The following is a 21,426-nucleotide window of genomic DNA, read 5'->3' as shown; positions in this document are numbered from 1 at the left end:
CTGCCGAGGAATTGCGGTTTGTAAAGGCGGTGGCGCAGGGGCTTATGGATGTTCGCGAGGGCAACACCGTATCGTTGGAGGACGCCAAGAACACGCTGGACATAAAGTAAGTGGAATTACGCATCGCACAGTCCGCTCTTGAGGACTTGCAGGCTATTCAGGAATATTACAAAGAGCGAGATGTGGCCCATATCGGTGATGATTTCGTGGCTGCGCTCTTGGGGCATAGCGAAATGCTTCAGCGCCACCCTGATGCCGGCCGTATTGTTCCTGAATTCAACCTGGATGATATCCGCGAATTGATTCACGCGCCATTTCGAGTTGTCTATCTCAGGCAAGCTAAAGAGGTTGTGCTCATACGAGTCTGGCGAAGTGAGCGGCAGCTTAAATTACCTGTAAACGAAACCCTACGCACTGATTCAGCCCTACGGTGATCCAACCACCTCTAAAATGGTTAATGTAGGGTTACATTTTTAAGAAAGAACCATTCTTATAGCTTGGAGGCACCATGAAAAAAGTACTGATATTTGTTACCAATCACGCCACATTGGGTGAAACCAAAGAAGAGAATGGCACTTTCTCGCCGGAATTAACCCATGCGCTGCATGTGTTCTTGGAGGCTGGGTTTGATTATGATTTGGTATCCATCAAGGGTGGTAAAGCACCAGTGTATGGCACGGATATTGAAGATGATGCGGTGAACGCAAAAATATTAGCCAACGAAACGTTCCAGCAGCGCATTAACAACACGATTCCGGCAGCGGATATTGATGTAAATGATTATGCGGGTATTTTTTATCCGGGTGGTTTTGGTTTGTTATCCGATTTGGCCACGAACGAAGCGGTAGCGAAAATGAGTGCGCAGCATTATGAGCAAGGCGGCGTGTTGGCTGCGGTATGCCATGGGCCAGCAGGTTTATTACCGATTACGCTGAGCAATGGTGAAAAATTGTTAGCTGATAAAACCGTTACCGGCTTTACCCGCGAAGAAGAAGTAGATTACGGTACGATTGATAATATCCCATTCTTACTGGAAGAATCGCTGGCACGAGCTGCAAAGCAGTTCCGCAAGGGCCAACCTTGGGGTGAGTTAGTGGTAGAAGATAACCGCGTGATTACAGGGCAGAACCCTGCCAGCGCCCACGCTGTTGCGGTAGCGTTGGTGAAGCACTTGTTATAAAAAGTGCTGTAACTAAGCTTGATATGAAAATGCCCTCTTCGGAGGGCATTTTCGTGCGCGAGTAAGCAATATAAAGAAAAGTTAACATTTAACAGCCCTTATAGGCACTATTAAGTAATAAATAGCTTTTAAAAGCCTTTAAATAATCTTTTACTTTTATTAAATTGCATACCTTAAATAGTCTGCTAAACTCTAAATATAGTTTTAAAAGCCATAAAAGGTATCTTATATGGGCTCGAAAGATATTCCAGCTCTTATTGGCCAAAGAGTGAAGCAATACCGGCTGAATCAGGATTTAACTCAAGAAGATGTAGCAACCTTAGCGAACATCTCTTTAAATGCGGTTAAATCTGCAGAAAGTGGCAGAAGCACTTTGCCCACCTATGTGGCTATTCTGCAAGCATTAGGGCATATCGATAACTTACTCGCGGCTTTCCCTGATGAGGGTGTTTCGCCTGTGCAATTACTAAAGAGTAGCACCAAGCAAAAGAAACGGGCGAGCGGTAAAACCCGTGTGCAGCCGGCTGGAAATAAGGAGCTGGATTGGTGATCAATACAGTTGAAGTGAGATATAAAGGAGAGCCTGTTGGGGCCTTAAGTTACAATAAAGGCGATACTGCAGCGCGGTTCGAATATTTCCCCGAATTTGTGCAGAAAAACATTCCTCTTGCGCCTTTAACGATGCCCGCCGAGAAGGGCAGAATCTACTCATTTCCGGGGTTAAACTGGGATACCTTTCGGGGGTTGCCGGGCATGTTGGCAGATTCATTGCCAGATGATTTTGGCAATGCGGTACTTAACCAATGGTTAGCTCAGCAGCCGGAACGAACAGAACCATTGAACCCGCTTGAGAGGCTTCAATACACCGGTGAGCGAGGTATGGGTGCGCTGGAGTATCACCCAGCGAGGCCTCGAAAAACCATGCCAAAGAACCAAGACATTGAGCTGGAGGGCTTGATGAAACTGGCTCAGGAAGTGTTAGATGCTAGAAAGGGATTTCGCCAGCACACTCATTTCGATGATGAGGAAGATAAAGCAATGATGCAGGCGCTGTTGGCTGTTGGCACTAGCGCTGGCGGAGCAAGGCCGAAAGCGGTATTAGCATTTAATGAAGATTTTAATAAGGTTCTTTCGGGCCAAGGTAAGGTTCCCGAGGGATTCGATCATTACTTGTTAAAGTTCGATGGCGTAAAGGAACGAGATCCTGCGCAGCAAACCTTTGGTGATCCGCTTGGCTATGGCGCTATGGAGTACGTTTATTATCAGATGGCAACCCGTGCTGGCATGCACATGATGCCATGCTACTTACTTAACGAAGGTAGCCGGCGGCACTTTGTAACGAAACGTTTTGATAGAGTAGGTAACGAGAAGAAGCATGTGCAAACGCTTACGGCTATTAAGCACGTGAATTATCATGATATTGGTTCTTTCTCTTACGAAGAGCTATTTCAGGTAGCTCGCCAGCTGCGGTTGCCGCGAGAAGATGCCATTGAGCTGTTCCGCCGCATGGTGTTCAACCATGTAGCAACCAACCATGATGATCACTCGAAAAACTTTGCGTTTATGTTGGCAGATACGCAGTGGCGGTTAAGCCCAGCGTACGATGTTGCGTTTAGCTATAAACCCGGAAATCCATGGGTAGAGCAACATTGGATGTCGTTAAATGGTAAGCGCAGCAAGCATTCGCGAGCCGATTTGTATGCGTTAGCGGACGTACATTTAGCAAAAGTGCCACGAGAAGAAATTGATGCGATTATTGATGAGGTGATTAATGCGGTGTTTCAATGGCGTGAGTTAGCCGCTAAACACGAGGTTCCAACAGCGCTGGCAACTTCAATCGAAAAGCATCTGCAGTTAGATGCGTTTCGATAAATGGCTACCACTTTACAGCCAATAGGCTATGCTAATCGCGTAGGATTTATCGAATAACAATGGAATTTTCGAGCTTATGGCTGTTGATATACAAGCGCTTGCTCCCAAGCTTATTAATCTAATGCTAGATACTGTGTTTGTAGTGGATAGCGAGAATCGTATCGTGTTTGTAAGTGATGCCTGTGAAACATTACTAGGTTATAGGGCGAACGAACTTGTGGGTGCTGTAATTACAAACTATATGCACCCAGACGATTTAGAAGCCTCGAAGGCCTCAATTCAGCGCGTGATGAATGGCAAACCGCACATTGATTTTCGCAATCGCTATATTCGCAAGGATGGCGAAATTGTGCATATTCTTTGGTCTGCTCGTTGGTATGAAGAAGAACAGGTGCGTGTGGGTGTGGCTCGCGATGTTACGGCGCTGCGGCAAGCGGAAGAAGAGTTACGTTTTCTGGCCCATCACGATCCCCTTACTGAACTTACTAACCGTGCGCTGTTTCATGATCGCCTAAAATCGGCTTTGCGTGCGGCTCGCCGCCAGCAAACAGAGATTGCACTGCTGTTTATTGATATCAATGATTTCAAAGACATTAACGATGAACACGGGCACTCGATGGGCGATAAGGTGTTGTACACCATTGCGCGGCGCCTAGAGGCTTGTGTGCGAGAATCGGATACAGTGGCACGGATGGGGGGCGATGAATTTACCATTTTGTTAACCGGCCTTCACGCGAGCGGCGGTTTCGCAAATAATAATTTAGAGGGTGATGCAGAACAGAGTATGGTGGCGAAAATGGTAGCGCATATTAGTGCGGCTATCGCGAAGCCTTTGGGCCCCGAGTTTGGTGATTTGCGCATGCCATCGTGCAGTATTGGTGTGGCCGTGTATCCTGAGCACGGCGAAGATGCCGATACTTTGCTTAGCCATGCCGATAGCAATATGTATGCAATTAAGCGCAACCGCGTGGGAGTAGCATAACCATGTTGCGCTCTATGCTGCCCTGGTTGTTGTTGGCGCTGGCATTATTTTCGGCTTACCACGTAATAAAACCTATGCCTGCTGGGTTAAACTTTGAGGGGCCGCCGCGCAGTGCTACCGATGTTGAGTTTCTGGCCGATAGAACATATCTCGATTCCGAAGGCGAGCGGTACATTGAGCAAGAGATATTCGATACGGTGTTGAGCATGATTGCTGATGCTAGGCGGTTGGTGCTCATTGATATGTTCTTGTTCAATGATTTTCAGGGGGAGGTGCCGGAAACCCACCGGGCGCTTTCTTGGGAGCTAACCGAAGCGCTGATTGCGCAGAAGCGGCAGTTTCCAGAAATGGAAATAAGGGTGATTTCTGATCCACTGAATACGCTTTATGGGGGCAAGCCTTTGCCTCACTTTACCCAGTTGGCCGCTGCTGGCATACCCGTTACCCTTACCGACCATACTGCGCTGCGCGATAGTAATCCGCTGTATTCGGGGTTTTGGCGGATATTTGTTCGCCCGTTTGGCAATCGTGAAGCCGATACCCTAGCGAATCCGTTTGGAGAGGGCCGAGTATCGGCACGCAGTTATTTGGCATTACTGAATTTTAAGGCCAACCACCGCAAGGTGATTATTGCCGATAGTGGAGATAAGCTAGGTGCCTTGGTTACTTCGGCAAACCCGCATGATGGTAGCAGCGCGCACAGCAACGTGGCGCTGCGCTTTACCGGTGCCGCAGCTTGGGATTTATTGGCCAGTGAAAAGGCAGTGTTAGCGTTCTCAGGTGGTGAGATACCGGTCATCATTTCGCAACCTGCAACTGCTAGTGTTGCGAGCCTGTTGGGAGAACCAACGCTGCAAGTAGTAACCGAGCGAGCGGTGGAACGAGCTTTGTTAGCCATGATCAATGCAGCGCAGGCGGGTGAACGCATTGATATGGCGGCATTTTACCTATCGGATCGCCATATTATACGTGCGCTTAAGGATGCAGCTCAGCGTGGAGTTTTGGTGCGGGTGTTGCTTGATCCCGCTAAAGAAGCATTTGGCCGTGAGAAAAATGGTGTACCGAATCGGCCTGTTGGCTATGCGTTGAAGCGGGCGGGCGTAGAGGTACGTTGGTGTGCCACTCGGGGTGAACAGTGCCATTCGAAGTGGGTGCTGCACCAAGATTTGCATGGCCAGGCAACGATGCTTTTGGGCTCTACAAACTTCACCCGGCGGAACTTGCGCAACTTCAATTTAGAAACGAGTGTGGTGCTGCGAGGCCCCATTGGGTTTACTGCATTGTGGCAAGGTTCGCAATGGTTTGATGATCAGTGGTACAACCGTGATGGCGCGATGTACAGCGTAGACTATAGTACTTTTGCCGATGAACGGCTGCGCCGCCGCATACAATACCGGATAATGGAAGCTACCGGTTTAAGCACGTTTTAGCGATAGGTCTTTGTTCTAATTAACAAAGGGCACCACATGCAACAAATTCCATTTAAAGAAGCGTTAGCCGTTTGGTTTCGTATTGGCTTACTTAGTTTTGGTGGGCCCGCGGGGCAAATTGCCTTAATGCACCGTATTATCGTAGATGAAAAAAAGTGGTTGCCTGAAAATCGCTTTTTACATGCGCTGAACTACTGCATGCTGCTGCCTGGGCCTGAAGCACAGCAATTGGCTACCTATGTGGGTTGGCTATTGCATGGGGTGCGCGGCGGTGTTGTGGCGGGAGTGCTGTTTATATTGCCCGGCGCGCTGGCGATCTTTTTGCTCACTTGGGCCTATGTGGCGCTGGGTGATTTAACCCTTACTGAAGGGGTATTCTTTGGTTTAAAAGCCGCGGTGCTTGCCATTGTGGCGCAAGCGTTGTGGCGTATTGGCCAGCGTGCACTAACTGGGATATTAAAACCGGCGTTAGCGGTGGCGGGCTTTTTGGCGCTATTCGTTTTTAGTGTACCGTTCCCCATAGTGGTGTTAGGTGCAGGTGTTATTGGCTTTGCGGTAGCCAAGCATTTAGCCGCCAACGGCGCGGCGCAAGAACCGAGTGAAACGATTGAAACGGTATATCGGCCTGGCACGAAACGCGCTGCGCTTATTAGCTTTGTGCTGTGGATTGCTACCATCGGGATTTTGTTGCTGGCGCTGGGCCCAGATAACGTGTTTTCCCAAATGGCAGTGTTCTTCTCCACCATGGCCACTGTTACCTTTGGCGGCGCTTACGCAGTGTTGGCCTATGTTGCCCAACAAGGCGTAGAACATTATCAATGGCTGCAACCGGGCGAAATGCTAGAGGGTTTAGGGCTAGCTGAAACCACCCCCGGGCCGCTTATCTTAGTAACGCAATTTGTCGGATTTTTGGCGGCATATCGCGAAGCTAACATGATATCGCCGCTATTCGCAGCATTTTTAGGCGCACTACTTACCACTTGGGTTACTTTTTTACCCTGTTTTTTGTGGATATTTGCGGGCGCGCCTTACGTAGAAAAACTTCGGAATAACCAAGCAATTTCTTCTGCACTGGCCGCGATTACTGCGGTAGTGGTGGGGGTTATTGCTAATCTAGCGCTATGGTTTGCAGTATCTGCGCTGTTCTCAGAGCAATTCACCGTATCGGGTTATGGCGCAAACATGCGCTTGCCATACCTGTATTCTGTAGATTGGCCGCTGTTAACATTGTCTGCGATTGCCTTTATTGCGGTATTCCGCTTAAAGCTAGGCGTACTATCGCTCATTGGCAGTATGGCCGGGCTTGGCGTGTTGTGGGTGCTTTTCGCGGGCTAACAACAATGCGGCAAGAGCGCTGTAGAAAATGAGTACATGAATCGATAGCTGGTGTGCAGCAAAACGCGCAATTCTTGCCGCTTACTGCTATAATCGCGGCGTTTTTAGTTGCTGAATGAGAGCTGTATTCATGACCAACATCGCCAAAATGAAGATAGTTGCCCAAACCCGTTTGCCTACGCCGTTTGCCGAGTTTACCTTGGTAGGCTTTGAAGACCCAAAGGGTAAAGAGCATGTTGCATTGGTGCTTGGTGATATTACTACCGAAGAGCCAGTGCTGGCGCGGGTGCACTCAGAGTGCCTAACCGGTGATGCATTATTCAGCCAACGCTGCGATTGCGGGCCTCAACTAGAAGCGGCAATGCGCAAAATAGCCAAAGAAGGCCGAGGCATTATTGTGTATTTGCGCCAAGAAGGCCGGGGTATTGGCCTGCTCAACAAAATTCGTGCCTACGCAGAGCAAGATAAAGGCTTAGATACCGTAGAAGCTAATGAAATTCTTGGCTTTGTGGCCGATGCGCGCGAGTACGATATTGCCGCCGGCATGCTTGCCGAATTGGGTGTGCAATCTATTTCGTTAATGACCAATAACCCGAAAAAACTTGAGAAGCTTGCTGAGTGCGGCGTAAAAGTAGTAGAGCGGATACCGCACATTACCGAAGGTACGCCCCATAACGAGTATTACCTCGCTACAAAATCGAAGAAATTCGGCCACATGATGTAATTTGCGGTCAAAGTACCTGAAAACACGCTTCCACGGCTTTACGAACCCGCCCTAATAGCTATAAACTGATGGCGTTTGTAACATTCTTATTACATCAATCAGGCGGAAGCGCAGATGAAAAAAATTACCTTAGTGGCAGCCAGCGTTGCCATAGCACTGGGTTTGGTGGCTTGCTCACCAGCCGAGCAAACGCAAAATAATTATCAATCAAGTGAACAAGCCCAAGATCAATACGAGCAGCAACAGCTTACTTCTGGCTTAATGTTGGAAGATTTCGACATGACAGTGCGTCCACAAGACGATTTATTCATGTTCGTAAATGGCACTTGGTACAACAACACAGAAATCCCTTCAGATCGTGCAACCTACGGCGCTTTCAATATTCTTGCTGAAGAAAATGAAAAACGTTTACGCGGCATTATTGAAGATGCAGCCGCTACTTCAGCAGCGCACGGCACCAACGAGCAGAAAATCGGTGATTTCTACGCTAGTTTCATGAATGAAGAGCGCATTGAAGAACTTGGTATCACACCAATTCAATCGATGCTCGATCGTGTTGCTGGTATTTCTAGCCACGAAGAACTCACCACCACTATGGCATCTATGCGCCGTGATGGTTTAGGTGGCCCTTTCAGCTTCTATATTTCTACCGATGCGCGTAACCCAGAAATCTACGCTCTGCACCTGAGCCAATCAGGCTTGGGCTTACCGGATCGCGATTACTACTTCCGCGATAGCGATGATTTTGCAAACATTCGCCAAGAGTACATTAAGTACCTAACTGCAATGCTTACCGAAGCAGGCCATGATGAGCCAGAAGCCGCAGCGCAACGGGTATATGATTTAGAGCATGAACTAGCAGGCCATCACTGGACCCGCCTAGAAATCCGTGACGCCGAAGCACGCTATAACAAAATGACCATCGATGAACTACGCGCATTAATGGGCGATATTAATTATGATGCTGTTGCAGAAATAGCTGGTATTTCAGCAGCCGAATACGTAATTGTAAACACCCCTTCATACATTGAAGCGCTTGGTGAGTTGTACAGCCAAACCGATTTACAAACTTGGCAAGATTACTTGCAAGTGCGCCTTATGGGTACTTTTGCATCACGCTTGCACAGCCGTGTAGCCGATATCCAATTTGATTTCTACTCAACTACTCTAAGCGGCACACCAGAGCAGCAAGAGCGCTGGAAGCGTGGCGTACAGGCTACCAACGGCGCCTTAGGTGAAGTACTTGGGCAAGAATATGTGGCTCGCTATTTCCCACCAGAAGCGAAAGCACGCATGGGTGAGTTGATCGATAACTTGCTTGAGGCAATGGAAGAATCGATCGAAGAGCTCGAGTGGATGACTGCAGATACGAAAGTAAAAGCACTGGAAAAACTAGCTAACTTCACGCCAAAAATAGGTTACCCAGATAAGTGGAAAGATTATTCGGCCGTAACCATTGCTGCAGATGATTTGATTGGCAATACCATTCGGGTAACGAACTTCAACTACGATGACAATATCGCTGATTTAGGCCAACCTGTAGATCGCGATCGTTGGGGCATGACGCCACAAACGGTAAATGCTTATTACAGCCCAACCGCGAACGAAATTGTATTCCCAGCAGGTATTTTACAACCGCCATTCTTCGATATGAACGCAGATGATGCCGTAAACTACGGCGGCATCGGTGCCGTAATTGGCCATGAAATCGGCCACGGTTTCGATGATCAAGGTTCACGTTATGATGGTACAGGTAATCTCCGTAATTGGTGGACCGAGCAAGATCGTGAACAATTCGAAGCGAAAGCAAATGTTCTGGTAGAGCAATACTCGCAGTTCGAACCACTACCGGGCATGAACGTAGATGGACGAATATCGCTAGGCGAGAATATTGGTGATCACGTTGGTTTGTTAAGCGCCTACCGTGCTTACCAAAAATCGCTAGAAGGCGACACTTCACCTGTAATGGATGGCTTCACCGGTGAACAACGTTTCTTCATTAGTTGGGCACAAATCTGGAAAATCAAGTTCCGTGATGACGCTATGCGTGCACAATTGGCCCGCGGGCCACATTCTCCAGGTAAATACCGTGCCCTCGGCGCTCCGCGCAACATCCCAGGCTTTTACGAAGCGTTTGATGTGCAAGAAGGTGATGGAATGTATTTACCAGAGAACGAACGCGTAATCCTTTGGTAGGAAGCTTCTAAATATGAGTAGTAAAGCGCTGGCTTAGGCCGGCGCTTTTTTTATCTGCTTAAATCAAGCAAGCAACGTAAACCACAAGGTGCGAGCGCATAGCAGGCAGGCGAATAGAAACACCAGTAAGCCCAGTAGGTTTTGTTTTTGATTGTTGCGGTATTGCCCCATGCTGCGGTGGTTTACCGCAAGCAGCAGGAATAGAGCAATTAGGGGTAGTAATAAACCATTGGTAACTTGGGCGAACAAAATGAGTGTAAGCGGCTGAATTTGTAGCGAAGAGAGCGCTACACCAATCAGGATAATCCCCATCCACACGGTGCGAAAACCCTTACCGTTCAGCTCGCGCGACCAGCCGAGAATGCCAGTGAGAGCATAAGCCGATGCTAACGGTGCGGTAATTGCCGAGGAGATCCCAGCGGCAAATAAGCCTGCGCCCATGAGCATGCCGGCGAACCTGCCAAATACCGGCTCAATGGATTGGGCCAAATCGGCTGGCCCTTGAATGGTGAGTTGGTGCGCGAAGAATGCCGATGCTGAAGTTGACAGAATCGCCAAGGTGATTAAGCCGCCAATGGGAATGGAGGTGGCGATATCTTGCCGCGCTTCTTGCAATGCTTGCTTGGTTTCGGTGTGTTGCCAGCGCTCGCGGGCGCTATCAGCATGTAAAAACAATGCATAAGGCACAATGGTGGTGCCAATGAGTGCCATCATGGTAAAGGCGCCGCCATCGGGGATGCGAGGCACAAAGCCGCGCAATAAGGCCATGAGATCGGGGCGAGTAAGGAAAAAGGTAATTAAAAAGGCCACGCTCATCAGCATCACTAGGCCAATAAGAGTGCGTTCAACGGTTTTGTATTTACCTTGCCACAATACGATTACGGCAATCAGGCCAATAACAATAGCCCAGAGGTTGAACTGAAATGGGTGGCTACCTAGCAGCCCTTCAGCACCAATGCTGGCGCCGGTAAGATTACCGCCCTGATATGCGGCGTTGCCGATCACAACTGCAGCGATAACTAAAATATAAAAGGGAATTCGTAAAGATGGGCGCTCAATAACCGTACGTAGATTTTCGCCTAATCCGCGTTGTGTAACTACGCCAACGCGGGCCGACATTTCTTGCAAAATCATGGTGGCTATAATTGCAAATGCGAGCGCCCAAACAAATGCATAGCCGTAACTTGCTCCTGCCACCGAGGCGGTAACCACGGTGCCGGGGCCAATGAAGGCCGCGGCTACTAAAGTGGCAGGTCCAAGTTTTAGCATGCAAACCTACTTAGCCTTCCATCGCACGATTGATCATCATGCGCAGGTAATCGTAGTGCGCAGTGGCTGCGAACTCTGAACGGCGGGGAGCGCGCATTGATTTAATGCGGTTCAGCTGTGCAGTTGCAGCAACTTTACTTAAGTTATCGTAGCTTGAATTACCTTCAAGGCCAGCGATTGCTAATAAGCGTGTTACGTACTCAATTTGTAGGTTTTTCGCAGTAGTGCTTAACGGCTTAGCCGGTTGGAACACTGCATCGGTAATATCCTGCATTACATCATGCAATGGATACTCGTTGCCGTAGCGCGTTGAATCCGTTACCCGTTGCATTACTGCAGGGTGTAACAAGTGATTGAACGCATTACGCTGCATGTTCAGTACCATTTCATGGAACTTTGGATCTTCGTTACGGCCAGAATGGTTGAAACCACGGCGTTGGTTTTGCATGTAGGCCAATACTGGCTCCATACTTTCCAATACGTCCGGTGCAAATACGTAATCTTTCAGCGCTTGCATCGCTTCTTTCTGACGAGCCAAAGGTACCGGCGTAAATGGCTTCACATCACCAGCTTGGCCAACTACTGCACGTTCAACATATACACCACCAATTTGGCGAGTAATTACGCCGGCTTGGCTCGCATACTGGCCGAACAAACGGCTTGCAGAAGTAGCTGTACGTTGATGAGATTGCCCTTCAACCTGTGAACGATCCAACAAGCTTTCCAGTGTGTGGTTAACAACTGCAAAACGGCCTTTTGCATAGGCCACAGGGTTTGCTGACATATCGCCAATCATTACCTGCGGATCAATGTGGCGGCCTGGTGCGCGCATATCATCGGCATCGTTACCGAAGGCTAAACCATGCTCATGTGAGCGGCTTAAAATGGCCTCTAAACGTGCTTCTTCAGCTTCAGCATCACTTAAGCCCATTGAGTAACCGTACTCGATCGCCCACTCATCGTAAGGGCCTACTACGTATTGGTAGTAATCACCTTGTTCAACACCCGGTGGAGCGATGTTTACAGGTGCATAATCCATTACCGATCCGGTAAGAACGCCTTGGGTAAGTTCGGCATTATGCACTTCGTTCTCATCCCACAAAATAGATGCTTTCATGTTGTGGTTAAGGCCTAACGTGTGGCCAACTTCGTGCAAAATTACATGAATCATGCCTTGGCGCAGCAATTCGTTATCAGCAACAGATTCGTTGCCGAGTTGATCGGCCATTGCGTTACCCGCAATGAAGTTTTGTTGAATCATGTGGCCTTGGCTGCAATACAAATCATGGCCTGCATGGCTATCGTGAGCTTGCGAGTAATCACCAAAAATTTGGTCTTCTAACCAACGGTTGGTCATGTACACGTATTCCATCATGATATCGGCACCGATTAGCTGGCCCGTTAATGGGTTTGCTAATGATGGGCCGTAACCACCAAATGGAGGGCGCGGAGATGAGGTCCAGCGTACTACGTTGTAGTTAATATCGCCGGCATCCCATTCAGCATCATCTGGCTGCACGCGCACTTCGATTGCGTTGCTAAAACCGGCAGTTTCGAATGCCTTATTCCAAGCCAAAATACCTTCAGCAACGGTATCGCGCCATTCAACTGGTGTGGTGTTCTCGATCCACCAAACAATCGGCTCTACCGGGTCAGAAAGTTCGGCATCTGGATTTTGTTTCACTAAGTGCCAACGGTTGATTACATCGTTCCAAGGCGCCCAATCGGCACTGGTCATGTCGGTAACTTGCTGGCCGAAATAACCTACGCGCGCATCATCACGGCGTGGTTGGAAATCGTTGTCTGGAATAGCAATAAATGAATGCTGTAACTTGATAGCAATCGAGCGCGGATCGGTTACTGCTGCAGAACCACGAACGGTTGGGTTCGGGTTGTTAAACACGTAATCGATTACTACATCCACGTTATCTGGGTAGGCACGTTGTGCTAATACTCGCGATTGGTTTTTACTTAAACTACCGAGTGAAAATTGGGGGCCTTGGCCTGGTCCACCTGGGCGTGACCAAGGCGCTACGCGGTGTAATGCTTCACTTAAGAAGAGCTCATTACCATCCAAAATGATACGACCATCAACTTCTTCTTTAATTTTTAAGCTGGCAACCGTGGCTTCGCTAATATTAGCATCTTTGGCACGATGCAAGGCGCTATCTTCATCGAAATGGAAACGGTTGTTAAGTACAACCACATCAATTCGATCAAAATAGCGGCGGAATTCGATGAGCTTGGTTTCCCGGTAGTTACCGCGGAAGTGGCCCGCTTCTACAACACCATCAACGGTTGTTGCGAAGTAGATGATCGGCGTATCTAACTGCTCTTCGGCAATTGAGAACTGCATGGCGCCGGTTTTTTCATCTTGGTAAAGGTTAAAGAAACCTTCGTGTTTTACTAAATCTTCTACGATTTCAGCATATGTTTTTGGCTCTTCGGCCTTCTCTGCTTCACCTTCGGTATCGGCGAATGCGAGAGGGCTCAAAAGAAGCGCAGCAATACTGCTGGCGATGAGCGTTTTTTTCATTGTTATGATTCCCTGATGTGTTCCCTGGTTAATTAACACACCGATTCTATCGAACCTGCTGTGAAATGGAAAAACCGAAAGCGTAAAAAAATGTGTATTTGCGATAAGTGGTGCCTAAATACTGACTAATGTCGATATTTTGCTAAGGCTGCGGTGGTTAACATTGCAAAATATGCAATGTAGAGTATATTAATAGCCTGTCTGCTGGAGTACATCGATGCGTATTTGGCTTGTGTTTATCACAATGTGTTCGTTGTTATTATTGCCTTTCTCGGGCAATGGCAGCGTGTTGCCCGATACTCATGGCGAAATGCATGGAACTTCCTTTGGCTCTTCGCACAGTGTTTCTTCGCACAGTACTTCTTCGCACAGTACTTCTTCGCACAACACTGCCCACGATACTACTCACGTTTCCGCATTGGCTGAGCCTGAAGTGGCGGAGGCTGCACATTGCAATTTGATAGCGGCCAAGCTAGAAAAAGCTAGCGTGGTGGAAATACCTGAGCTAGAACAGCATACCAACATGGATTGCTGTGATGATGATACGGATTGCGCCCCAACGTGTGCAGCAAACTGTGGCCACTGCGTAGGTGTTGGCCACGGCTGTAGTGCGATTGCTGCATTCGTAAAACCTTTCTTAACTACCACAGTGCAAGATTCTGTAGCATTCTCGTTATCGAATTATTCATTGCTGCTCGTACACGCATCTAAACCTCCTATTATCGCCTGAAATACCCTACTTAATTCGGCCGTTGTTGAACCTTGGCAACAGCTGTAACTATTTGGTTTTTCAGGAGTTACCTAATGTTCGTACCATATCGCCATACGCGTTTCGGCGCTGCACTTTTTGGCAAGTTTGCAGTTCTTAAGTTCTCGTTCGCTAGCCTGTTAGCGAGTGCATTTCTGCTTGGCTGCAGTAGCTATCAACCGGATTACAGCGGCATTGGTGCCGATGGGCGTGATGCCCGTTATGCTCATCAAGGCGAAATAGCGCTCCCCTTTGCTACAGAAGGGAATGCCGAGATTGCCGATTTAATTCGCTTTGCTCTACAGCAACATCCTCAGGTATTAGCCGCGCAAGCTGATGTGGAGCGTGCACGTGCAGAAATTTCAGCTGCGGGTGCGTGGATGGATCCGGAATTAAGTGTAAGCCAAGGTATTAATGATTCAGATTGGCAAACCTTAGGGTTAAGCCAAGATATTCCGGTATTTCAACGTCGCGCTATGGCGATCGAACAAGCCCGCGCTGGCTACCGAGCTGCTAATGCTCGCTTGGCGCAAGTGCATGCAGATGTGAGTACTAATGTAGTATTGGCGTTTAGTGAGTATTTGTATGTTTTGGCGAACGGCAACATCCAAGATGATCGCATCGCGTTGTTAGCCCAAGCTGCAGCAATCGCCGAGCAGCGTTATGCCGCTGGCGCGGTTGCGATGAGTGATTTGCTGCGAGTACAAAACGCGCATGACGAAGCACGCAGTGAACGTGCCAATATTGTTTCCTTATTAGTTTCTCAGCGCGCGCGATTAAATAGCGCACTTGGGCGCGACGCCCGTGCGGAACTGCCGCAACACTTTAACTTAGTGGATACGCACCGAGAATATGCGCACTTACCAGGCTCGGCTGATGAGTTGTACACCACTGTAGCAAAGCAAAACCCACGGTTACTTGCCGCCAAATATGAAATTCAAGCCTTACAGGTAGGCCAAGATATAGCCAATACGGCGGGCTTGCCGCGCTTTATGGTAGGCGTGGAATATATGAATACAACGATGGGCGATGGCACTTTTGCTGGCATGGCGTCGGTATCTTTGCCAATTTGGCGGTCTAGCTATCGCGCTATACAAGAATCAGCACAGGCCAATATGCAGCGGGGTGAAGCTGAACTGCAAGCAGCGCAATTACAAGTACAAGCCGAATTAAGCATGGCCTTGTATCAATGGCGTGAGGCGGAACGCAACGAGCAGCTATACCGTGATGTCTTAATTCCACGCGCAGAGCAGGCTGTTGCTTCGCTGTTAAGCCAATACCGTAACGGCAATGCCAGTTTCACAGATGTTTTAAATAGCCAGCAAGAATGGATTAGTTTTTCGCTTGCTTATCAACGTGCGCTCGCCAATCAGTTAAGCGCAGTAGCAACAATTCAATCGCTTACCGCTGCGGTTGCGCAGAGTGAGGTTTCCCAATGATTAAAGTAAATACGGTAAACGCGATCGCAGTACTGTTTGTAGTACTGATAGCCAGCACCTTGGCACTTGGCGTAGTTTTTCAGGCTCCCGCTCACGGCGGCCATGCTCATGAACAGGGTCATGAACAGGGTCATGAACATAGTGATGAACACAACCATGTTCACAACCATGATCGCAGCGACAACAACGCGAGCAGCAGTGCGCAAGATCAAGCCGTGCAGCAAGCATTTAGTTCAACTACCCAAGAATATACTTGCTCGATGCACCCTCATTTTCGTTCTACTGATCCGAATGAGCGCTGCCCAATTTGTGGTATGGAGCTTATTCCGGTAGCGGCCAGTAATGGCGGTAACGATGAGTTTGTGCGCATTGAATTTTCAGGCCGTAGTTTGGCGTTATTAGGTTTACAAACCGAGCCAGTACAACGTGGTAATGCCCAACATGAAGTGCGCCTTTCGGGCCAAATCGAATTTGATGAAAGCGCCTTAACGAGTATCAGCGCCTGGACAGGTGGGCGTATTGAACGGTTGTTTGTGAACTACACCGGCGCCCATGTTACCGCGCAACAACCCTTGCTTGAGCTGTATAGCCCAGAGCTGTTAGTGGCTCAGCAAGAGCTATTGCAGGCACATCGCCAACTGCAACAGAACGGCCCAGAGTTTCTGCGGGATTCGCAAGCTACTACCTATCGTGCGGCCCGAGAGCGGTTGCGCTTGTTAGGGTTAAGCGGTACGCAGATTGATGCGGTAATTAGCTCAGGTGAGGTAAGCGATCGTATTACTATTTATGCTCCCAGCGCAGGTTTAGTGGTTACCCGCAACATACGGCAAGGTGATTATGTAAATACCGGCGATACGTTGTTGGAGCTGGCTAATGAGAGTAAGTTGTGGGCACTGTTCGAGGTGTTCGAGCGCGATTTAGCCTTTATTCAGCGAGGCCAACATCTGCAGTTTCAACTTGGCAATACGGGTCAATCTTTCCATGGGCAAGTGGTTTCTATCGCCCCACGCATTGATGCGGAGCGCCGCACTCGGGCGGTGCGCGTAGCATTAACTAATACCGGTAATACAGCAATGGTACCAGGCGCGTTTACTCGTGCAACAGTGCAAATAAATATTGAGGATGTGCTTAGCATACCTGCTTCTGCGGCTTTAATTACCGGTATACGCGCAGTTGTATATGTACAAATTAATGTAGGTGAGTTCGAAGCACGAACGGTAGAGCTCGGCCGGCGCTTGGGCGATCGCTACGAAGTGTTGGATGGCCTTACTGATGATGAATTGATTGTGAGCCGCGGTGCGTTCCGGATTGATAGCGAATTACAACTACGCGGGCGGCCGAGCATGATGGCTCCAGAAGGTGGCGGCGCCACAGGGCATGAGCAGCATGGTCATGGCGCTGCTCAAGATGAGCATACAAACGATGAACCTGCAGGGCATGCAGATACTAGCGATAACCATGCGATCAATGCTGCGGCGAACAACCGTGGTGCAGATCACTCGGAGCCTGCGATTTCCTTCACAAGCTCTTTGCAGCTAGCGCCATTATTCTCGGCTTACCACGGCATGTGGGAAGCGTTGCATAGCGATAGCTTAAGCGATTGGCAAAGTGCTGCGCTGGAATTTTATGCGGCAGTGGGTGATGTAACTTGGCCAAGCAATTTCAGTACGATTGCACAGCAGCTATCGGTTGGCTTAGGGCACGCCCATCATGTATCGAATATTCGTGCGGCTCGAGATCAATTTTATTCGCACTCGCAAGCCATGATTGCTTTAGCTGAGGCAGGGTTCCACGAAGGCGAGTTGCATCTTATGTTCTGCCCTATGGCGCGCCGCGGCGATGGCGCGTATTGGCTGCAAGAAAGCGATACGCTGCTGAACCCATATTTTGGGGACAGAATGCTGCGCTGTGGTGATGTAGTTCGGGCACTTACTGGGCATGCTTCTGAATCAGGAGGGCATGCACAGTGATTAGTTGGCTTCTGCAGAATAAACTCATCGTTGCGTTAGTTACTGTATTGGTAATCTTCGCAGGTATCGCGGTAGCCCCATTTAATTGGGATACCGGGTTCTCCCGCTCGCCGGTAGCGGTGGATGCAATTCCAAACATTGGTGAAAACCAACAAATTGTATACACCGAATGGCCGGGTCGCTCACCTCAGGACGTGGATGATCAAGTAAGTTATCCGCTTTCCGTGCAGCTTATGGGTGTGCCGGGCGTAAAAGATGTGCGTACTCTTTCGATGTTCGGTTTTTCTTCTATATCGGTAATTTTTCACGATAACATCGAGTTTTATTGGTCGCGTGCACGCATTTTAGAAAAGTTAGCAAGTTTATCTGCCGGCACGTTACCTAACGGGGTGCAACCGGCTTTAGGCCCAGATGCTACCGGGCTTGGCCAAGTGTATCTATACACCTTGGAAGGGCGCGATCCGCAAGGTAATCCTATCGGCGGCTGGGATTTGGATGAGCTGCGCTCGGTGCAAGATTGGTACGTTCGCTATGGCTTGTTAGCAGCAGAGGGCATTAGCGAAGTAGCCTCGATAGGTGGCTATGTTCGGGAGTATCAAATTGATATAGATCCGGATGCTTTGCGGTACTTCAACGTGTCGTTAGAACAGGTAATGGCGGCGGTAGCTGAATCCAACTTAGATATTGGCGCGCGTACCACGGAAATTAACCAAGTTGAGTATATTGTTCGGGGTGTGGGTTTCGTAAAATCGATTGCCGATATTGAAAGTGCGGTGGTGCGCTTAGCTACAGATAATACGCCCATTCGTGTAGCCGATGTGGCAACAGTAGCCCTTGGCCCCGCGCAGCGCAGGGGTGGGTTAGATGTTGCTGGTGCTGAAGCGGTTGGCGGTATTGTTACCGTACGCGAAGGCTTTAACCCACTCTCCGCGATTGAAAATACCAAACAGCGTATTGATGAAATTGCCGCTTCGCTGCCGGCTCGTGCCGTGGTGGATTGGCATGCGGTTACACCAGCAGAGATTCAGCAATTCGCAGTGCAGCAAGGCTTACCTGAATTTAGTTCGGCAACATTAAACTTTAATGATGCCAGCCAGCGTGAGTGGCGTGATTGGTTACAAGCGCATCCGCAGGATCGTTGGCCAGAGTGGTTGAATCTAAGCCAAGTTACTGTTGTGCCGTTCTATGATCGCTCAACGTTGATTATGGAAACGCTTGGCACGTTGAGCGATGCTTTGATGCAGCAGCTGTTGATTACCGCTGCGGTGGTGTTAATTATGCTCCTGCATTTGCGCTCGGCATTAACCATCGCCATCATGCTGCCGATTGCTGTGTTAATGACCTTTATTGGTATGCGGATTTTAGGGGTGGAAGCAAATATCGTTGCCCTCGCGGGGATTGCGATTGCTATCGGTACCATTGTTGATATGGGCATTATTGTTACCGATAATATTTTGCGCTTGCGCACGAAAAACCCCACCGCAGATCTTACCGAAACTATTGTGCAGGGAACCCGCGAAGTTGGCCCAGCGGTACTTACCGCGATAGCTACTACGGTAATTAGCTTCTTGCCGGTATTCACCATGACCGGGGCTGAAGGCAAATTATTTACGCCGCTGGCGTACACCAAAACCCTCGTGTTGATTTCCGCAATTGTATTGGCGTTAGCTGTGGTGCCGGTGATGTTGCGCATTACCCTAAGCGACCGCTTACGAGCGATAGACCAATGGTTGGGTGCCCGGAAAGTGCTGTATCGCACGCTATATGTGGCACTTACCGCCGTTGTGTTAGTTACCTTGGCGAACCTGTGGGAACCGTTAGGGCCGAATGCCGGCACCATCCGCAACCTGCTGTTTGTGGGGTTAATGTTTGTTGCAGTGGTAGGTGGTTTTTCACTGATTATTCGCTTTTATGAACCGATGTTGCGCTGGTGCTTACGCTTTAAAGCGTTGTTTCTGGCATTGCCTGCATTGGTAATTGCCGCTGGGTTAATTATTTTGCCGGGGCTGGGGCGCGAGTTTATGCCACCGCTCGATGAGGGCTCATTTCTACTAATGCCATCTACCATGCCACATGCTTCAATTGGTGAGGCCATGGATGTATTGAGCCAGCAAGATCGTGCCATTGCAGCGATTCCTGAGGTGGCCTCGGTAGTTGGTAAATTAGGCCGAGCGGAAACGGCGTTAGATCCTGCGCCGGTATCGATGATTGAAACCATTATTAACTATAAAAGCGAGTTTAAAACCGACGAGAACGGCCGCCGGTTGAACTTTCAGGTAGACCGTGATGGTGAATTTGTTCGCGATAGCGCTGGTGATTTAATTCCTCATAGCCGTGGGCGGCCATACCGGCAATGGCGCGAGCATATTCAAAGCCCGAGCGATATCTGGGATGAAATTGTGGCAGCAGCCGCGGTGCCCGGAGTTACTTCAGCTCCCCGTTTGCAACCGATTGAAACTCGCCAATTAATGTTGCAAACCGGCATGCGCGCATCGATGGGCGTTAAGGTGCAAGCGCCAGATCTCGCCAGCTTAGAGCAAGCGGCACTAGATATTGAAGGGGTATTACGAACATCTAGGGGAGTAAGTTCAGGTTCCGTAAATGCTGAGCGCGTAGTGGGTAGCCCGTACTTGGAAATACATTTAGATCGGGATCGCTTGGCGCGTTATGGCTTAAGCATTAGCGCGGTGCAGAATACGATTTCTGCGGCTATTGGTGGCGTAGAAGTAACGCGCAGTGTGGAAGGGCGTGAACGCTACCCAATTCGGGTGCGCTATCAGCGTGAGTTGCGCAACGATGTAGAAGCCATGTATGAAATTATGGTAACCGCCGCTAATGGTGCGCAAATTCCGTTGGCAGAGTTTGCGGATATTCAATATACCCGCGGGCCACAAATGATTCGCTCAGAAAATACCTTTTTAACCGCTTATGTAACCTTCGGTTCAGCCGCTGGTTTTGCTGAAGTTGAAGCAGTAGAGGCGGCGCGAAAACATTTACAGAACGCAGAAAACAGCGGTGAATTACGCTTACCCTTAGGCGTGAGCTATACCTTCGCGGGCAGCTATCAGCAGCAACAAAGTGCCATGGAAACTCTGAAATTAGTAATTCCGCTATCGCTTACTCTGATTTTTATCTTGCTGTATTTGCAATTTAAACAGGTAAGCACTGCACTAATGGTGTTTAGTGGTATTGCTGTAGCCTGGAGTGGTGGCTTTATTATGCTGTACTTGTATGGGCAAGGTTGGTTCGCTAATTTCTCGATTCCGTTGATTACCCAAGGTGTAACCGTTCGAGATATTTTCCAGTTCGATGTAACCAACTTGAGTGTTGCGGTTTGGGTGGGCTTTCTAGCCCTGTTTGGGATTGCCGTTGATGATGGCGTTGTAATGGCTACGTATTTGAAGCAGCGCTTTGCTGACGGAGCAACAGATACTAAAGCGGCGATTCGGGAGCGGGTTGTTGAAGCGGGCATGCAACGCGTTCGACCCTGTTTGATGACCAGCGCCACCACTATTTTAGCCTTGTTCCCGGTACTCACGGCAACTGGCCGCGGTGCCGATTTAATGATCCCGATGGCGATTCCTACCGTGGGCGGATTAACCTTCGTGGTGTTAAGCATGTTCGTGGTGCCGGTGCTGTATTGCTGGCGCGAAGAGCTACGCGTGCGTTTTTCGAAAACTGGGGCAGCGTATTAATTTAAGCCATTTATGTTCGTAATTTTTTGCTAATAACTTGCGTTAATGAG

At 49.0% G+C, this 21,426-nt stretch carries 15 protein-coding genes; 13 read left to right on the top strand and 2 right to left on the bottom strand.

Going from position 1 to position 21,426, the window contains the following annotated elements:
- Positions 1-110: 110 nt before the first annotated feature.
- The 9 genes from ACNA7P_RS08520 (at position 111) to ACNA7P_RS08480 (ending at position 9,719) form a co-directional block, all read left to right on the top strand.
- Positions 111-434, top strand: a complete 324-nt coding sequence (locus ACNA7P_RS08520; RefSeq protein ID WP_416258197.1) for a type II toxin-antitoxin system RelE/ParE family toxin — start codon at positions 111-113, stop codon at positions 432-434.
- A 74-nt stretch (positions 435-508) separates the two neighbouring features.
- Complete coding sequence (locus ACNA7P_RS08515) at positions 509-1,180, top strand: type 1 glutamine amidotransferase domain-containing protein (RefSeq protein ID WP_416258196.1); 672 nt, start codon at positions 509-511, stop codon at positions 1,178-1,180.
- Positions 1,181-1,409: 229 nt separating this feature from the next.
- Positions 1,410-1,730 carry a helix-turn-helix domain-containing protein gene (locus ACNA7P_RS08510; RefSeq protein WP_416258195.1) on the top strand — a complete coding sequence of 107 codons (321 nt, stop codon included), beginning with the start codon at positions 1,410-1,412 and terminating at the stop codon, positions 1,728-1,730.
- A complete protein-coding gene (locus ACNA7P_RS08505; RefSeq protein ID WP_416258194.1) occupies positions 1,727-3,052 on the top strand; it encodes a type II toxin-antitoxin system HipA family toxin in 1,326 nt (441 codons plus the stop codon). Before ACNA7P_RS08510 ends, ACNA7P_RS08505 begins: the two co-directional genes overlap by 4 nt.
- 76 nt (positions 3,053-3,128) lie before the next feature.
- Complete coding sequence (locus ACNA7P_RS08500; protein ID WP_416258193.1) at positions 3,129-4,034, top strand: diguanylate cyclase domain-containing protein; 906 nt, start codon at positions 3,129-3,131, stop codon at positions 4,032-4,034.
- 2 nt (positions 4,035-4,036) lie between these two features.
- Positions 4,037-5,464: a phospholipase D-like domain-containing protein gene (locus ACNA7P_RS08495; RefSeq protein WP_416258192.1), complete on the top strand. Its 1,428-nt coding sequence runs from the start codon at positions 4,037-4,039 to the stop codon at positions 5,462-5,464.
- A gap of 36 nt (positions 5,465-5,500) precedes the next feature.
- Positions 5,501-6,799: a chromate efflux transporter gene (gene chrA / locus ACNA7P_RS08490; RefSeq protein ID WP_416258191.1), complete on the top strand. Its 1,299-nt coding sequence runs from the start codon at positions 5,501-5,503 to the stop codon at positions 6,797-6,799.
- Between the two features lie 130 nt (positions 6,800-6,929).
- Positions 6,930-7,523 (top strand): GTP cyclohydrolase II, encoded by a 594-nt coding sequence (gene ribA, locus ACNA7P_RS08485; protein ID WP_416258190.1) that lies wholly within the window; start codon positions 6,930-6,932, stop codon positions 7,521-7,523.
- Between the two features lie 114 nt (positions 7,524-7,637).
- Complete coding sequence (locus ACNA7P_RS08480; RefSeq protein ID WP_416258189.1) at positions 7,638-9,719, top strand: M13 family metallopeptidase; 2,082 nt, start codon at positions 7,638-7,640, stop codon at positions 9,717-9,719.
- 63 nt (positions 9,720-9,782) lie between these two features.
- Here ACNA7P_RS08480 and ACNA7P_RS08475 read toward each other — a convergent pair whose 3' ends face one another.
- Together ACNA7P_RS08475 and ACNA7P_RS08470 are read right to left on the bottom strand one after the other, a co-directional pair.
- Positions 9,783-10,988: an Nramp family divalent metal transporter gene (locus ACNA7P_RS08475; protein WP_416258188.1), complete on the bottom strand. Its 1,206-nt coding sequence runs from the start codon at positions 10,986-10,988 to the stop codon at positions 9,783-9,785.
- Between the two features lie 10 nt (positions 10,989-10,998).
- Positions 10,999-13,524 (bottom strand): zinc-dependent metalloprotease, encoded by a 2,526-nt coding sequence (locus tag ACNA7P_RS08470; protein ID WP_416258187.1) that lies wholly within the window; start codon positions 13,522-13,524, stop codon positions 10,999-11,001.
- A gap of 217 nt (positions 13,525-13,741) precedes the next feature.
- On the opposite strand from ACNA7P_RS08470, the gene ACNA7P_RS08465 reads away from it, so the two are divergent.
- From ACNA7P_RS08465 to ACNA7P_RS08450, 4 genes are all read left to right on the top strand, one after another.
- The gene (locus tag ACNA7P_RS08465) at positions 13,742-14,254 is read left to right on the top strand and encodes a hypothetical protein (RefSeq protein ID WP_416258186.1); all 513 of its coding nucleotides are present in this window, start codon (positions 13,742-13,744) and stop codon (positions 14,252-14,254) included.
- Between the two features lie 74 nt (positions 14,255-14,328).
- Positions 14,329-15,711, top strand: coding sequence for a TolC family protein (locus ACNA7P_RS08460; RefSeq protein WP_416258185.1), 1,383 nt, complete (start codon positions 14,329-14,331; stop codon positions 15,709-15,711).
- Positions 15,708-17,681 (top strand): efflux RND transporter periplasmic adaptor subunit, encoded by a 1,974-nt coding sequence (locus ACNA7P_RS08455; RefSeq protein ID WP_416258184.1) that lies wholly within the window; start codon positions 15,708-15,710, stop codon positions 17,679-17,681. Before ACNA7P_RS08460 ends, ACNA7P_RS08455 begins: the two co-directional genes overlap by 4 nt.
- Positions 17,678-21,376 carry an efflux RND transporter permease subunit gene (locus tag ACNA7P_RS08450; RefSeq protein WP_416258183.1) on the top strand — a complete coding sequence of 1,233 codons (3,699 nt, stop codon included), beginning with the start codon at positions 17,678-17,680 and terminating at the stop codon, positions 21,374-21,376. The genes ACNA7P_RS08455 and ACNA7P_RS08450 overlap by 4 nt, the downstream gene beginning before the upstream one ends.
- Positions 21,377-21,426 lie beyond the last annotated feature (50 nt).

This window comes from Aliidiomarina sp., assembly GCF_047920995.1.
In the GTDB taxonomy this organism is placed as follows: Bacteria; Pseudomonadota; Gammaproteobacteria; order Enterobacterales; family Alteromonadaceae; genus Aliidiomarina.
The sequence above is the reverse complement of the archived record's forward strand: the minus strand, read 5'-3'. Positions and strand labels throughout refer to the sequence as shown.